Source organism: Frateuria flava (assembly GCF_017837635.1).
In the GTDB taxonomy this organism is placed as follows: Bacteria; Pseudomonadota; Gammaproteobacteria; order Xanthomonadales; family Rhodanobacteraceae; genus Frateuria_A; species Frateuria_A flava.
Genome location: NZ_JAGJRS010000018.1, coordinates 115,404 through 130,996 on the forward strand (window position 1 = coordinate 115,404; position 15,593 = coordinate 130,996).

Annotated in this window: 14 protein-coding genes; 9 read left to right on the forward strand and 5 right to left on the reverse strand. The window is 69.6% G+C overall.

Translation table 11 applies throughout. The features are described 5' to 3' along the window. Nucleotides 1–2: 2 nt before the first annotated feature. From J7I44_RS09355 to J7I44_RS09390, 8 genes are all read left to right on the forward strand, one after another. Complete coding sequence (locus J7I44_RS09355) at nt 3–1,382, forward strand: chloride channel protein (RefSeq protein WP_209619402.1); 1,380 nt, start codon at nt 3–5, stop codon at nt 1,380–1,382. Between the two features lie 40 nt (nt 1,383–1,422). After that, entirely contained in the window at nt 1,423–2,463 is a 1,041-nt protein-coding gene (gene pyrC / locus J7I44_RS09360; RefSeq protein ID WP_209619406.1) for a dihydroorotase, read from the forward strand. A 117-nt stretch (nt 2,464–2,580) separates the two neighbouring features. Continuing rightward, on the forward strand, nt 2,581–3,129 hold the full coding sequence (locus J7I44_RS09365) for a BLUF domain-containing protein (protein WP_209619410.1): 549 nt from the start codon (nt 2,581–2,583) through the stop codon (nt 3,127–3,129). A gap of 32 nt (nt 3,130–3,161) precedes the next feature. Next, the gene (locus tag J7I44_RS09370; RefSeq protein ID WP_209619413.1) at nt 3,162–3,311 is read left to right on the forward strand and encodes a DUF2256 domain-containing protein; all 150 of its coding nucleotides are present in this window, start codon (nt 3,162–3,164) and stop codon (nt 3,309–3,311) included. Continuing rightward, nucleotides 3,308–4,834, forward strand: coding sequence for a cryptochrome/photolyase family protein (locus J7I44_RS09375; RefSeq protein ID WP_209619416.1), 1,527 nt, complete (start codon nt 3,308–3,310; stop codon nt 4,832–4,834). The genes J7I44_RS09370 and J7I44_RS09375 overlap by 4 nt, the downstream gene beginning before the upstream one ends. A 198-nt stretch (nt 4,835–5,032) precedes the next feature. Then, complete coding sequence (locus J7I44_RS09380; RefSeq protein ID WP_209619419.1) at nt 5,033–5,380, forward strand: BON domain-containing protein; 348 nt, start codon at nt 5,033–5,035, stop codon at nt 5,378–5,380. Between the two features lie 448 nt (nt 5,381–5,828). Continuing rightward, the gene (locus J7I44_RS09385) at nt 5,829–6,269 is read left to right on the forward strand and encodes a DUF2231 domain-containing protein (protein WP_209619421.1); all 441 of its coding nucleotides are present in this window, start codon (nt 5,829–5,831) and stop codon (nt 6,267–6,269) included. After that, the gene (locus tag J7I44_RS09390) at nt 6,266–7,585 is read left to right on the forward strand and encodes a PQQ-dependent sugar dehydrogenase (protein WP_209619424.1); all 1,320 of its coding nucleotides are present in this window, start codon (nt 6,266–6,268) and stop codon (nt 7,583–7,585) included. Before J7I44_RS09385 ends, J7I44_RS09390 begins: the two co-directional genes overlap by 4 nt. 13 nt (nt 7,586–7,598) lie before the next feature. Here the strand turns inward: J7I44_RS09390 and J7I44_RS09395 are convergent, their stop codons facing one another. The 4 genes from J7I44_RS09395 to J7I44_RS09410 all read right to left on the reverse strand — a co-directional run bounded on the left by J7I44_RS09395 (nt 7,599) and on the right by J7I44_RS09410 (nt 12,686). Then, nucleotides 7,599–9,014, reverse strand: coding sequence for a UdgX family uracil-DNA binding protein (locus J7I44_RS09395; RefSeq protein WP_209619427.1), 1,416 nt, complete (start codon nt 9,012–9,014; stop codon nt 7,599–7,601). Nucleotides 9,015–9,022: 8 nt separating this feature from the next. Beyond that, a complete protein-coding gene (locus tag J7I44_RS09400; RefSeq protein WP_209619430.1) occupies nt 9,023–10,243 on the reverse strand; it encodes a putative DNA modification/repair radical SAM protein in 1,221 nt (406 codons plus the stop codon). A gap of 150 nt (nt 10,244–10,393) precedes the next feature. Beyond that, nucleotides 10,394–11,698: a M24 family metallopeptidase gene (locus J7I44_RS09405; RefSeq protein WP_209619433.1), complete on the reverse strand. Its 1,305-nt coding sequence runs from the start codon at nt 11,696–11,698 to the stop codon at nt 10,394–10,396. Between the two features lie 94 nt (nt 11,699–11,792). After that, nucleotides 11,793–12,686, reverse strand: coding sequence for a DUF5996 family protein (locus tag J7I44_RS09410; protein ID WP_209619436.1), 894 nt, complete (start codon nt 12,684–12,686; stop codon nt 11,793–11,795). 233 nt (nt 12,687–12,919) lie between these two features. Here J7I44_RS09410 and J7I44_RS09415 point away from each other — a divergent pair, with 233 nt between their 5' ends. Continuing rightward, nucleotides 12,920–14,605 (forward strand): M14 family zinc carboxypeptidase, encoded by a 1,686-nt coding sequence (locus J7I44_RS09415; protein ID WP_209619439.1) that lies wholly within the window; start codon nt 12,920–12,922, stop codon nt 14,603–14,605. Nucleotides 14,606–14,932: 327 nt separating this feature from the next. Here J7I44_RS09415 and J7I44_RS09420 read toward each other — a convergent pair whose 3' ends face one another. Continuing rightward, nucleotides 14,933–15,442 carry a hypothetical protein gene (locus J7I44_RS09420; protein ID WP_209619443.1) on the reverse strand — a complete coding sequence of 170 codons (510 nt, stop codon included), beginning with the start codon at nt 15,440–15,442 and terminating at the stop codon, nt 14,933–14,935. Between the last annotated feature and the right edge of the window lie 151 nt (nt 15,443–15,593).

Consider the following 15,593-nt stretch of genomic DNA (forward strand, 5'->3'; position numbering starts at 1 on the left):
CCATGCGCCAGTCCTATCTGACCGAACCCCTGGTGATGCTGGCGACGGTGCTTCAATGGCTGGCGCTGGCCACCCTGGCCGGCGCGCTGGTCGGCACCGGCTGCAGCGCATTCCTGCGCATCCTGTTCGCCACCTCCGACCATATCTACGCCGCGCCGTTGTGGGTGCAGATGGCGGTACTGCCCATCGGTGGCCTGGCCAATGGCCTGTTGCTGCAGTACGGCAAGCGTCTGAACCGGACGGGCCTGAAGGACTCGGTGATCATCGCCGTCAACGACCAGCACGGCGCGCTGCCGTGGAAGACGTTGTGGGTCAAGCCGGTCGCCACGCTGATCACGCTCGGCTGCGGCGGCTCGGCCGGCAAGGAAGGGCCTTGCTCGCACCTGGGCGGGAGCATCGCCTCGGGCCTGGGCGAGCTGCTCGGGCTCAATTCCGAGCTGCGCCGGCGCATGGTCGCCTGCGGCGTCAGCGCCGGCTTCGCCGCCGTGTTCGGCACGCCGATCGCCGGCGCCCTCTACGGCGTGGAAATGCTGGCGATCGGCCGCATCCGCCACAACTTCCTGTTTCCGGCGATCGTCGCCAGCGTGACCTCCTATGAAGTCAGCCGCTTCTGGGGCGTGCCCTACCCGCGCATCGACGTTTCCTTCGTGGGCGACTTCACCGAGCTGCTGTTCCTCAAGACGGTGGCGATCGGCATCCTGTGTGGCGCGGTAGCCTGGGTGTTCATCGAACTGCTGCACGGGTCGCGCCGGCTGTTCACCCGGCTGCGCGATCGGCTGCATATCCCCGAGCCGCTCATGCCGGCCATCGGCGGCGTCGTGCTGGCCGGCCTGATCCTGGTGATCCCCTACGACTACATGGGCCTGAGCCTGCCGCTGATGGACCGCGCGCTGCAGGGCGAGCCGATGCCCTACCTCGGCTTTCTGTGGAAAGCACTGCTGGTCGCGGTGACGCTGGGCTCGGGCTTCTACGGCGGCCTGATCACCGAACAGTTCGTGATGGGCGCGGTGGTTGGCGGTGCCTTCGCCCACCTGCTCGCCCTGCAGCCGGCGCTTGGCGCGGCGGTAGGCCTGGTGGCGGTGGTGGCGGCCGCCTCCAACACGCCGATCGCTGCGATCCTGATGGGCGTCGAACTGCTCGGCGGCGACAGTACGCTCTACGTGGCCGGCGCCTGCATCGCGGCCTACCTGATCGTCGGCCACCGCAGCGTGTATCCCGAACAGCAGATCGCCGCCACCAAGAGCTCCTGGATGACCGCCCGCGCCGATGTACTGGTGAGCGAGGAAAAAGTGCGGCTCTCGCGCGAAGTGGTGCGCTGGTGGCACGACCGCCGCCCCGGCGCGCCACCCGTGCCGCCCGACCCGCCGGACGACAAGCTCTAGAGACGGCCCGACCAGGGTGGCAACCGGCTAGACTCTAGCGATGAGCACGCCCCACCTCACCCTGACCCGTCCCGACGACTGGCACCTGCATCTGCGCGACGACGCCATGCTGGCTGCCGTGTTGCCGCATACCGCACGCTGCTTTGCGCGCGCCATCGTCATGCCGAACCTGAAGCCGCCGGTGACCACCGTGGCGCAGGCCCAGGCCTACCGCGAACGCATCCTGGCCGCGCTGCCGGCCGGCATGGCGTTCGAACCGCTGATGACGCTCTATCTCACCGAGGCGACCACGCCGGAGGACATCGCCGAGGCGAGCGCCAGCGGTTTCGTCCACGCGGTCAAGTATTACCCGGCCGGCGCGACCACCAACGCCGCCAGCGGCGTCACCGACCTGCGCCGCTGCTACCCGGTGTTCGAGGCGATGCAGAAGCACAAGCTGCCGCTGCTGATGCACGGCGAAGTCACCGATCCGGCGGTCGACGTGTTCGACCGCGAGCCGGTGTTCGTGGAGCGCCACCTCACCACGCTGCGGCGCGATTTCCCGGCGCTGCGCATGGTGCTCGAACACATCACCACCCGCGAGGCGGCGCAGTTCGTGCGCGAGGCCCCCGCGCACGTCGGCGCCACCATCACGCCGCAGCACCTGCTGATGAACCGCAACGCGATCTTCGCCGGCGGCCTGCGCCCGCACAGCTACTGCCTGCCCGTGCTCAAGCGCGAAAGCCATCGCCAGGCGCTGGTCGCGGTGGCCACCAGCGGCGATCCGAGTTTCTTCCTGGGCACCGACAGCGCGCCGCACCCGCGCCACGCCAAGGAGAGCAGTTGCGGCTGCGCCGGCATCTACTCCGCGCACGCCGCCATCGAGCTGTACGCCGAAGCCTTCGAGGAGGCCGGTGCGCTGGACAGGCTGGAAGCCTTCGCCAGCTTCCACGGCCCGGACTTCTACGGCCTGCCGCGCAATACCTCCACCATCACGCTGCACAAGGCGCCGTGGGTGGTGCCGGAAGAGATGGATTTCGGCGGCACGCCGGGCGTGCCCATGCGCGCAGGCGAGACGATCGGCTGGCGCTTGCAGGCCTAGGCTTTCCCGCAAGCCGCGTCCCGCCGCGCACGCGAGCGGGACGAACGCAGCGTCGCTGCATCCATTGCCTGACCGGCCGCGTAAACCCACGACTGTTGCATCTCGTGGAAAGCCGCCATGCGGGACCTGGTCCAGATCGTCTACGTCAGCCGCTCCACCTTCGCGCCCATGCCCCCGGAGCGCGGGATCGAGCCGAGCGTGGCGCGCATCCTGGCGCAGTCGCGGATCAACAACGCCAGGCGAGGGCTGGTCGGTGCGCTGTACTTCGGGGACGGCTGTTTCTTCCAGTGCCTGGAAGGCCCCGTGGCGGCGGTGGACGGCCTGTGTGCGGCGCTGTTGCGCGACCCGCGCCACACCGACCTGAGGGTGCTGAGCCGGCGCGCCATCGAGCACACCAGTTTCAGCGCGTGGTCGATGAAATACGTCCCGCTGGACGCTCCGATGCAGTCGCTGCTGCGGCAGTCGGGCCTGGCGCGGTTCGATCCCTACCGGTTCGACGAGGCCACGGTCGCGCGGGTGCTGGACATGCTTCGCAACGCGGGCGGATTGGCCGATCCCGTCCAGCCGGCGGCGTCCCGCTGGACGGGCCGTCGCGCCGCCTGGGCCGCGGGCCTGCTGGCGGTCGCGCTGGTGGCGGTCGCTGCCGCGTGGATGCGTCGGGCCTAAGGCGGCGACACTCCGCACGCATCCCCACCGGCATGCACCGCAAGGCCCACCTGCCCACGCGAACCTGCCCCGTGTGCGGGCGTCCGTTCGCATGGCGCAGGAAGTGGGCGCGTGTTTGGGATCAGGTGCGCTACTGCAGCGAGCGTTGCCGCCGGCGCCGCACCGGCGGGCCGGTGGCATGACCTGCCTGCGTCTGATCCTGGGCGACCAGTTGAACGCCCGGCACCCATGGTTCGGCCGCGTGGACGAGGGCGTGGTCTACGTGCTGATGGAGGTGCGCAGCGAGACCGACTACGTGCGCCACCACGCGCAGAAGGTGCTGGGCATCTTCGCGGCCATGCGCCGCTTCGCCGAGGCGCTGGCTGCCGCCGGCCACCGGGTGGACTACCTGCGCATCGGCGACCCGCGCAACCGGCAGGATTTCGGCGCGAACCTGCCCTGGCTGATCGGGCGATGGCAGGCGTCGCGGCTGGAGCGGATGGAGGCGGACGAATGGCGCGTCGAGCAGGCCCTGGGCGAGGTCTTCGACGCCAGTGGCCTGCCCCATGCGGTGGTCAGTGCCGGGCATTTCCTGCTCGAGCGCGATGAGGCGGCGAAGCGATTCGCCGGCAAGGTGCCGCGCATGGAGTTCTTCTATCGCGAGCTGCGCCGGCGCCACGGGATACTGCTCGAGCCCGACGGCGAGCCGCGGGGTGGCCGCTGGAACTTCGACGCGGAGAATCGCGCGAACTGGCCGGGCGATCCGCCGGCACCCGCCTGGCCGTGGCGCCGCCACGACCTGCGCGGGCTCTGGGAGGAGATCCAGGCGGCGGGCGTGCAAACCTTCGGCGAGCCCTCCGCCGACGCGTTCGGCTGGCCGCTGACCCGGCGCGAGGCGCGCGCGTGGCTGGCCGATTTCGTGGCGCGCCGGCTGGCCCATTTCGGGCGCTACCAGGACGCCATCAGCGCCCGCTCGCCCACGCTGTTCCACGCCGGCCTCTCGTTCGCGCTCAACCTCAAGATGCTGCACCCGCGCGAGGTGATTGACGCGGCGCTGGCGGCCTTCGAGCGGGGCGATGCCTCGCTCGCGGCGACCGAGGGCTTCGTCCGGCAGATCCTCGGCTGGCGCGAATACGTGCGCGGCGTCTATTGGGCCCGCATGCCCGGCTACGCGCGGTTGAACGCGCTCGAGGCCCGGCGTCCGCTGCCTTCGTGGTACTGGGACGCGGACACCCGCATGGCCTGCCTGCGCGCGGCGATCGGGCAATCGCTGGCGACGGGGTACGCGCACCATATCCAGCGGCTGATGCTGACCGGCAACTTCGCGCTACTGGCCGGATGCGACCCCGACGCGGTGGACGCCTGGTACCTGGGCATCTATGTCGACGCGTTCGAATGGGTGGAGCTGCCCAACACGCGCGGCATGAGCCAGTTCGCCGACGGCGGCCTCGTCGGCAGCAAGCCGTATAGCGGCTCGGCGGCCTACGTGAACCGGCAGTCAGACCATTGCCGCGGCTGCCATTACCGGCACACCCGCCGCCACGGCGAGCGTGCCTGCCCGTTCAACAGCCTGTACTGGCACTTCCACGCACGCCACCGTGCGCAACTGGCCCGCAACCCGCGACTCGCCATGGCCTACCGAAGCTTCGACCGCATGGACGCCGCCGAGCGCGCGGCGACCCTGGCACAGGCCGAGTACTACCTGACGCGGCTGGATTCGCTGTAAGGACCACGGACAGGCCAGCGTCGCGACAGTCGCCCAGGGGTGCATGCGCGATGCGCCCTACCGTGCCTGGCGCATCGCTACCGCCGAGACACGCGCGCGCGCTCTGCTCACCCCCGCTTGCCAGCGACTTCACCCCTTGCCTGCCATCGTGGCGTCGAGCCCGCTGTCGGGCCGTTGACCCGAGCCAAGGAGAGTTCCATGAAAGCCGATTCCCTTTCCCGTATGCCGCGTTCCGCCCTGCTGGGCCTGGCACTGGCGGTGGGCGCCGCCACGATGGCGGCCGGCTGCGCCAGCGTCGACCAGGGCGTGGCGGGCTCGACCGAGCCGGTGAGCGACACCTGGATCACCACCAAGGTGAAGACCGACATCGCCACCTTGAAGGACATCGACGCCACCGACATCAGCGTCGAGACCAACAACGGCGTGGTGACCCTGAGCGGCAGCGTCGACTCGGCCGAGAAGCGCGACCGCGTGGTGACGGCGGTGCGCAACGTCGAGGGCGTCAAGGACGTCGACACCTCGCGGCTGGAGATCACCGGCCAGTAAACGGGCCGCGGGTCCCATGAAGCCTGGCTCGCGCGCCGCGGTACGACGCGCGAGCCACCCTGCGGCGGGCTGCGCACGGCGCTGACGGCTGCCGCACACTGCGCCGGCCCCCGCCCTCATGCGCCGGCCGGAACCGCGTCGGGGCAGTCGCCCCGGCCCACCCGCAGCACGCGGCGATCAGGCCCGGCTCCGGCACTCCCGGGGCCCGCGCGGCACGTGCCGGTTTTGGCCAGGCGGTGCGCGGTTCCGGCAGGGAAGGCAGGCAGACGCCGTGGCGGCCCGGTCCGTGCGACGACGCGTACGGCTTGGTTCCAGCGGACCGGCCATTCGCCCCCTGACGCCGGACCGCCTCACGTCCGCTTCCCATGCACTGCACGCTGCGGCACCTAGGCTCGCGCGACAACTGATCCACGTGCAGCCGGCCGCGCGAGCGGAGGAGAGCCATCCCATGAGTTACGTTGCTCCGCCACGGGGAGCCCCCGTCGCGAACGCCGTCTACGACGTGCTGAACCCGATCCCCTACGGTTGCTTCGTCGCCACGCTCATCTTCGACATCCTCTACGCGAACACCGCGGCGATCCTGTGGGTCCATGCAGCCGCCTGGCTGGTGACCCTCGGCCTGCTGTTCGCGATCATTCCGCGGCTGGTGAACCTGGTGCAGGTGTGGGTCACCGGCCGTCGCGTCGCACTGGGCGCGGACAAGCTCGATTTCTGGCTCAACCTGGTGGCGATCGTGCTTGCCATCTTCAATGCCTTCGTCCACTCGCGCGACGCCTACGCGGTGGTGCCCGCGAATGTGTGGCTGTCGGCTTTCACCGTGCTGCTGCTGGTCATCGCACAGGTGGTCAGGGCGCTGGCCCCCTATCGCACCGGGAGGGTCGTGCCATGAACAAGTACGTGAGCATGAGCGTTCTCGCGCTGGTCTCGGCAGGCCTGCTGGCCGGCTGCGGCAACAAGGCCGACTACACCATGGCCGAACAGTCGGGCACCGGCAAACCGCCCTTGCCCGAGCCGCGCAACTTCCTGCTGCCGCCGATGAAGGTGCCCGACGGCGTGGGCTGGAAGGACGGCCAGACGCCCAAGGTGGCCCAGGGCCTGGCCATCGCCCGAATCGCCAGCGGCCTGATGCACCCGCGCCAGCTCTACACCCTGCCCAATGGCGACGTACTGGTGGTCGAGGCGAACAGCCCCGGCACCGAGGAAGTGAGCACGCCCAAGCAGCTGATCGCCGGCAAGATAAAGAACGGCTCGGGCAAGGGCGGCAAGGGCGGCAACCGGATCACCCTGTTGCGGCCGACCGGCGGCCCCGGCGAATGGGAAAAGCACATCTTCATCGAGCACCTGAACTCGCCCTTCGGCGTGCAGCTGATCGGCAACACGCTGTACGTGGCCAACACCAACGACATCGTCACGTTCCCCTATACCCCGGGCGAAACCCACATCGACGCGCCGGCCCAGTGGTTCACCGACCTGCCCGACACCATCAACCACCACTGGACCAAGGCGCTACTCGCCAGCCCGGACGGGCGCAAGCTCTACGTCGGCGTGGGCTCCAACAGCAACATCACCGAGAACGGCCTGGCGGTGGAGTACCGGCGCGCCACCGTGCTGGAGGTCGACGCGGCGACCGGCGCCAGCCGCATCTATGCCTCGGGCCTGCGCAACCCGACCGGACTGCAGTGGGAACCGCAAACCGGCGCGCTGTGGGCGATCGTCAACGAGCGCGACGAGATCGGCGCCGACCTCGTACCCGACTACCTCACCTCGGTACGCGATGGAGGCTTCTACGGCTGGCCCTACAGCTACTGGGGCCAGCATGTGGACCGGCGCGTGCAGCCGCAAAGACCGGAGCTGGTAGCCAAGGCGATCGTGCCCGACTACGGCCTGGGCTCTCACGTCGCGCCGCTGGGACTGCTGATGACGCAGGGCAACGCACTGCCGGCGCAGTACCACAACGGCGCCTTCATCAGCGAACACGGCAGCTGGGACCGCCGCCCGCTGAGCGGCTACCGGGTGACCTTCGTCGCCTTCCCGCAAGGCCATCCGGTCGGCAAGCCGCAACCGGTGGTGACCGGCTTCCACTCGCCGGACGAGTCGGAACTCTATGGCGCGCCGGTCGGCCTGGCGCAGGACCACGATGGCGCCCTGCTGATCGCGGACGACGTCGGCAACGTGGTGTGGCGGGTCACGCCGGCGGTGCGTTGACGGACGCCGCGGCTCAGGCAGCCAGTGCCCGCTGCAGCAGCGCGAGATCGCGCACGAAGGCCGGCCAGGCAACCTCGCGCTCGCCGGCGGTGAGGCGCAGCAGGTAGGACGGGTGCACGGTCGCCAGCGCCTGCGTGCCGTCGCCGAGCGCATGCCAGCGGCCGCGCTCCTCCAGCAGCCGGACGTCCTTGCCGAGGATCGCCTGCGCGGCCATTGCGCCCAGGCAGACGATCCAGCGGGGCCGCAGGCGGATCAGCTCCGCCTCCAGCCAGCGGCGGCAGGCGGCCTGCTCGGTGGCGTTCGCGCGCGCGTGCAGGCGCCGCTTGCCGCGCGGCTCGAACTTGAAGTGCTTGACGGTGTTGGTGACGTACATCGCGCGGCGATCGAGCCCCAGCTCCTTCAGCGCGCGGTCGAGCAACTGCCCGGACGGGCCGACGAACGGCCGCCCGGCGAGGTCTTCCTGGTCGCCCGGCTGTTCGCCGAGCAGTACCACGCGCGCATCGGCCGGCCCTTCGCCGAACACCGTCTGCGTCGCCGGCTGCCACAACGGGCAGGCGCGGCAGGCGGCTGCTTCCACGCGCAGGACATCCAGCCCACCGGTTGCGGCGGGGACGGCGCGTGCGGCCGGCGCGGGAAAGGCCTTGCGCGGCACCGTGGGTGGCGCCTGCACCATCGACTCCATGCGCGCGCTGGCGTCGCGGATCAGGCCGGGAATCAGGGTCGCTTCCGGCAGGTTCTTCCAGTAGCGCACGGGCATCTCCTTGACCATCGCGTCGACCTTCAGGCGCGCGGGGTTGAAGATGTTGGCGAAGTACGTGCGCCAGAGATCTTCCAGCGCATCGGCGCCGGGCGCGTCGGTACGGCGGGCGCCTGCACCAAGGGTCAGCGCCTGGCCGTCCCAGTGCGCGCTGCGTGTGGGGGTGAGGATCGACCAGCGCATCCCGGCGAAGCGACGCACGAAGAACGGCGCCACCTGGGGCAGCACATCGTGCTCCGGTTCGAACCAGGCGACGAACACGTTGCCCTGCGCCCCCTGCACTTCGCGGAAGCGCACGAACGCCTTCATCTTGTGCTTTTCCCGGCTCACCGCCTTGGCCGCGCGCAGTGCCCAGGCGACATCGTCGTCGGTGACGATGCGCAGCAACGCCCGCTCGCCGTGCGCGAGGCGCCACAGCAGCCGGTACAGCACGGCGTGCCGGCGCGCATCGGCATGCGCCAGCACCCGCGTGGCGAGCACCAGGAATTCGCGCGGCACGCTGCCGGCCACGCCGGCGGCCATCGACGGCATCGGCCCGTCCGCGTTGGCGGGCAGCAGGCCCGCCTGCTCGCCGACCTGCCACTGCACCTGCTCCGGCGCCACGCCCTCGGCGAGCAGCGCGCGCGCGTGCCCGCGCCATTCGGCCAGGTCAGCACCATCGGCGAGCCGCACCAGCCGCATCAGTGCCCGAACAGGTCAGCCTGCCGCGACGGCTCGCTCGCGGCGGCGCGCAGTGCGCGGGTCTCACCCTCGGCGTGCGGGCGATGGTCGAGCGTGGCGACGAACGGCGCCACCTTGCGCATCGGCACGCGCAGCTTGACCAGGTCGTCGTAGCGCACGCGCCGGTGGCGGCGCATCGCCAGCAGTTTCTTGACCGTGGTGACGCCCAGGCCCGGCACGCGCAGCAGCGTCTCGCGCGGCGCGGTGTTGAGGTCGACCGGAAACTGCTCGCGATGGCGCAGTGCCCAGGCAAGCTTGGGATCGATGTCCAGGTCGAGCATGCCGCTGGCGTCCGGCGGCGCGATCTCGGCCACGTCGAAGCCGTAGAAGCGCATCAGCCAGTCGGCCTGGTAGAGCCGGTGCTCGCGCACCAGCGGCGGCGGGCGCAGCGGCAACGCCTTGGAGGCATCCGGGATCGGACTGAAGGCGGAGAAATACACGCGCTTGAGCCGGTAGTTCGAATACAGGTTGCCGCTGGTGGTCAGCACGTCGCGGTCGCTCGCGTCGTCGGCGCCGACGATCATCTGCGTGCTCTGCCCGGCCGGTGCGAACCGCGGCGCCTTCTTCTCGGCCTTCGCCTCCTCGATGTTCAGGCGCATCCGGCCCATCGCCTGGCGGATGTCGCGCTGGTCCTTCTCCGGCGCCAGCGCCTTGAGGCCACCCTCGGTCGGCATCTCGACATTGATGCTCAGGCGGTCGGCCCAGCGCCCGGCCGCGGCGAGCAGCTCGGGCGAGGCGTCGGGAATCGTCTTCAGGTGGATGTAGCCGCCGAAACGCTCCTCCTGGCGCAGGCGGCGGGCGACCTCCACCAGCATCTCCATGGTGTAGTCGCTCGAGCGGATGATGCCCGAGGAAAGGAACAGGCCCTCGATGTAGTTGCGGCGGTAGAAGTCCATCGTCAACTGCACGACCTCTTCGACGGTGAAGCGCGCGCGCCGCACGTTCGAACTGCGCCGGTTGATGCAGTAGGCGCAGTCGTAGATGCAGAAGTTGGTGAGCAGGATCTTCAGCAGCGAGATGCAGCGGCCGTCGGGCGCATAGGCGTGGCAGATGCCCATGCCCTCGTTCGAGCCGATGCCGCCGCTGGCGCGCGCATCGCGCTTCTGCCCGCCGCTGGACGAGCACGAGGCGTCGTACTTGGCCGCGTCGGCCAGCAGGGCAAGTTTCTCGCTGAGTTTCATCGGGTGATTATCCTGCCCACCGCCGTCTCACCGCGTGAGAAACGCGAGGCCGGATGCCGCAGGGGCGCGCAGCATTCAGGGGACGTTCCCACGCAGCTGCCGGCCTTCCCGGGAAGGCGGCACCGTGTCGTGCGTCCCAGCCCGTCGTGCTCAGCCGAACGGCTGCTCGATGGACGGGCTTTGCGGCGTGAACCAGCGCGCGCCGTCGGTGGTGACGTGCATGTCGTCTTCCAGCCGCACGCCGAACTCGCCGGGGATGTAGATGCCCGGCTCGTCGCTGAAGGTCATGCCGGTTTCGATGCGGCGCGTGTTGCCCTGTACGAGGTAGTACCACTCGTGCATGTCCATGCCGATGCCGTGGCCGAGCCGGTGCGAAAAATTGGTGTAACCGGGGCCATAGCCGGCATCCACGATCACCTTGCGCGCCGCGGCATCGACCGACTCCATCGTCGCCCCCGGATGCGCGGCGGCGAGCGCCGCCTGCTGCGCCTTGCGCACGATGTCGAACACCCGCTTCATCTTGTCGCTGGCCCTGCCCAGCGTGAAGGTGCGGGTGAGGTCGCTCATGTAGCCCTCCACGTAGCAGCCGTCGTCCAGCATCACCGGCGTGCCCTCGCGGATCACCTGCGGCTCGCGTGACCCATGCGGTTGCGCGGTGTAGCTGCCCACGTTGATGCTGGCATCCCCGCGCAGGCCCATGCGCGCGTAGCCGGCTTCCACCCACGAGGCGATGTGCTGCTGGGTCATGCCCGGCTCCAGCCCTTGCCAGATTGCCTTGTACAGGGCCAGCGTGGCGTCGCACGCCACCTGCATCAGCGCCAGTTCCGCCGCACTCTTGATCGCCCGGCAGCCGGCGGTCACCGGCGTGGCCGGCACCAGCCGGACCTGCGGCATGGCCTGCGCCAGGCCGTTGGATCGGAAGAACGGCACCTTGTCCTCGATGCCCAGCACGCCCGTGCCGACGTGTCTGTCGCGCATCAGCTGCGCAATGAGGGCGTAGGGGCTTTCGTTCTCCTGCCAGGTGCGCACGTCATGGCCGAAGCGGATCTGCTCCAGCGCGCGGCTGCGCTCGAATGCGGGCACGATGTAGACCGGGTCGCCCGAGCGCGGCAGCAGCATCCCCATCAGGCGCTCGCTGGTCCACCAGCGCATGCCGGTGAAGTAATCCAGTGTGGTGCCGCCATCGAGGTAGATCGCGTCCATCCCGGCCTTCTCCATGAGCTCCTGCGCCTTCGCGAGCCGGCCGCGGCGCTCGTCGTCCGTGATGGGCACGATCCGCGAGGTGACCGGTTTCAGCGCCAGGATCGATGGCGGCAGCTTGATGCCGCCGCTGCCTGCTTCGGATGCGGCCGCTCCCGTGCCCAGCATCGCCACCGGCAACGCCGCCGCGCCGAGCGCCGTGGTCTGCAGGAAGCGGCGGCGGCCGGGGTGCATCACGTCGTCACTGGGGTTCATGGGCGCGTCTCTGGTTCGGGCAAGAGGCCTAATTCAGCACGATGGCGGGGCGGTCCGCCACTGGCATAAGGCACGGCACGCGCGCCGATCCCGATCAGTGCCGCTCGAGCTCGGCCAGATTCCAGCCGCCGAGCTCCGCGGCCCGGCGCCAGGTGCTTTGCAAGAACGCACGCAGCGCGGCCTCCGGGGAGGTCGCCGTGCGCACGGCCTCATACGGCAGGATGAATTCGCCCAGCGAAGGATGGAAATACGACGCCCCCGGCTGCACCGGCGCTTCGGCCAGGCCGGCCGGTTGCGGCACCGCGTAGGCGTAGAAGGCCGGCTCAGGCAATGGCGCGCTGCCTGGCCAGAAGCCATGGCTGATCACCTCGTGCGAATAGGCCTCGCGCTCGAACGCCGGGCCTTCGCGTGGTGGCGCCCGACGGCCCGAGAAGCGCGTCACCGCAAGATCGAAACTGCCCCAGAAGAAATTGACCGGGCTGCTCTTGCCCACGTAACTGCAACGCCACCGTGCGAACTCCCGTCCGACCTGCACCAGGATCCACCAGAACCGATGCGCCCATGCCGGCTCGTAGGTGTGATGACGGGTGTCCTGGTCCAGTCGCACCGGCGAGGGCATCTCGACCGCCACCGGCCAGATGCGCACCGCCAACCCCATCGCGCGCAGCGCCCCCATCAGCGCGTCGTGGAAGTCGGCAACGCTGCGCGGCTCAAGCGGTAGACGACGGGTCTGCCCATCGGTGCAATCGATCACCAGTGCGTGGTCGATGAAGTCGAACGCCAGCGTGAATGCCCGGGTGCCGCACGGCAGCAGCCGGGTCGACAGGCCGCGTGCCGTGATGTGCAGCGCGCTTCCCCAGCAATGGTTGAGCGGCGGCGCCAGGGCCAGCGCGACCTTGCCCACCACCTGGGACCACAGGTGCAGCGTGGTGCAGGTCTCCCGCCACGCCCCGTAGGGAAGCTCGGGCCACCCCTCGTCGATCGCCATGTGGCGTCTCCTGCGAGTGCCGTGGCCACGACGCCACGGGCGAAGCGCGACGCTAGCCGGGCCGCCATTAAGACGGGCGCAAGGCGCCGTGATCCGAAGCGGCGGCCGGCAGGGGCTTGGCCATAGACCCACCGGAAACGCCCATCAGCGAGCCGATCCCGCTTCACGCAGCGTTGCCGGCACGGACGCAACGATCCGGCGCGTCGCCGCACTGCCGCAGGCAGGAATCCGTCGTGCGCAAGGCCACTGCGCTCCTCATGATGGGCATGCTGCTGGCGGTCCCCGGCATCTTGGCCGCGCCCGTGGCCGACGATCCACTGGTGTTCGTGACCCTGCACTACGCCACCCGCGCGCAGCTGCAGTCGGTCGCCTCGCGCTTCCAGCATGTCGTCGTCGACGAGAAGAGGCGCACGATCGGCCTGGAGGCCACGCAGGATGAGCTCGACGAGCTGCTGCTCGACGGCTTCGATGCGACGGTCGATGGCCCCGCGACGCTGCGCATGCGCCAGGCCCAGACGCACTGGAGCGACCGCACGACGGGCATCCGGCCTTCGGCCATCGGCGGCTATCCGTGCTACCGCACCGTGGAGGAAACCTACGCGACCATGGATCGGCTGGCGCAGTCGAAGCCGGCGCTGGCGCGAGTCGTCGACATCGGCCCGAGCTGGACGGAAAGCGAGGCACCGGGCACCGGCCACCGCATCCGCGCACTGGAACTGGGCAACCGGACGACCGGTTTCGAGGGCAAGCCCGCGATGGTGGTGTTCGCCTCGATCCACGCGCGCGAGTACACGCCGGCGGAACTGCTTGCGCGATTCGCCGAGGGCCTGCTCGACGGCTACGGCAACGATGCCGAAGCGACGTGGCTGCTGGACAACTTCCGGTTCCACCTGATCCTGCAATCCAATCCCGACGGCCGGATCAAGGCCGAGAGTGGGCTGTCCTGGCGCAAGAACGTCGACGACACCAACGGCAACTGCAGCGCCACCAGCTACGGCGTCGACCTCAACCGCAACTTCCCGTTCCAGTGGCACCAGGCACGGGGCGGCTCCACGGGCGACGCATGCGCGGGCTCGTACCGCGGCCCGTCCGGTTTGTCCGAAGCCGAGTCGCAGGCCCTGCTGCGGTATGTCGCCGGCACCCCGGATGGCGACGGCGTGTATCGCGGCGGCGTACTGCCCGATCGGCGCGACGACGCCGTGGGTAATCCCGCACCAGATGACTACCGCGGCCTGTTCCTGGACCTGCACAGTTACAGCCGGACGGTGATGTGGCCGTGGTCCTACACAACGTCCAGGTCGCCCAACGCCAACGCCCTGCGGACGCTTGGCCGGCGGCTGGCCTGGTACAACGGCTATACGCCCAAGCAGTGGTCGCGGCTCTACCTCGGCGACGGGACCGACACCGATGCGATGTACGGCCTGCTCGGCGTGCCGAGCTTCACCATTGAAATGGGCGTGGCGTTCTTCGAGGACTGCACGACTTTCGAGGGCTCGACGCTTCCAAAGAACCTGCAGGCGTTGCGCTTCGCCGCGCGCAACCTCTGGGCGCCCTACCGGTATCCGTCCGGCCCGACGACGACCCAGCTGAGTGTGTCGCCGACGCAGATCACCGCGGGCACGCCCGTCACGGTCAACGCGACCGTCAACGACAAGCGCTTCAGCAACCGCAACGGCACCGAGGCAATCCAGCCGGTCCAGTCAGCCACGGCGTTCCTCGACCGGACGCCCTGGGCGAACGACGCCACCGGCTACGCCATGTCCCCCCGCGACGGCCGCTTCGACGAGACCGCCGAGCCCGTCGCCCTGCGCCTGTCGACGGAGGGCTTGCCACCCGGCCGCCACGTCGTCTTCGTGCAAGGCACCGATACGAGCGGAAGCGCGGGGACGCCGCAGGCGGTGTATTTCACCGTGCAGTAGCCATGGTGCCATGCGACCCTCGATCGGCCCGGGCGGTTACCGGCCCGGGGAAAGTGCGCGCGGAGCCGGGTTATCGGCGGTGCCAGGCGCGTGAGGCCCGCATCAAACACAACCCCGCACGCGCTCGTGCTAGCACTAGCCAAAGCCCGCGGCATCGCCGGATCGATTTCGCATCGACCTGACCCGCCGGGGCACGCCTGTCGCAATCACGCGCAAGCGCTTTCTGCACGGCGGCGTATCGAGGCGAGCGCCCCGCAAGCGAGGCGCTCGCCTTACACAGTGATGGCCGACGGACCAGCGCCACGACTGTGGCGCTGCCGACCCGCCTTATTTTCGCATATCGACCCAGGCAACCCGTACGGCCGCCGGCTGGATGGATGCCAGGCGCTCGCCGGACTGGCTCGCCCGTATTGACTGGGGCGCCATCCGGCAACGGGCACCGTCCGACGGCATGGCGCGCCTGCAGTACACGTTCACGATGGCGACCGTCTCGCGGTCGGCATCGATCAGCTGCACCTGTCGCGCCACGCCGGGGCCGGCGGAGTTATCGATCGCCACGGAGACCAGCGGCTGCGTGGCGAGGCCCTGCCTGCGCAGGGATTCCGATCGATCGGCCGCACGCTGTGCCTGCATGAACTGCTTGTGCGTATGGCCGACAAGGGCTTGCAGCTGGTAGCCCGTGGGCAGGCGGGTGACGTAGGTTTCGTAGGGTGCCCGCACCCCGGTGACGACCACATTCTGCAGTTGGGTGGTTTGCGGCTGATCCTGCGCGAGGGTGGCGCCGCCGACGCTGGCGAGACCGAGTGCAGTGGTCGTGGCAATGATGAGCTTTTTCACAGGAGCCTCCAGACGGACGCCAATGTCCGTGGGGCGAATCCTGGACTTCCCTACCGGCCGATGCTTGAGGGAATCCAGTGGAATATCCGTGGATTCGCTGAGGGTTTCATGGATGCGGCGGCTGACGCGAAGAACCGGGCAACGGAACGTA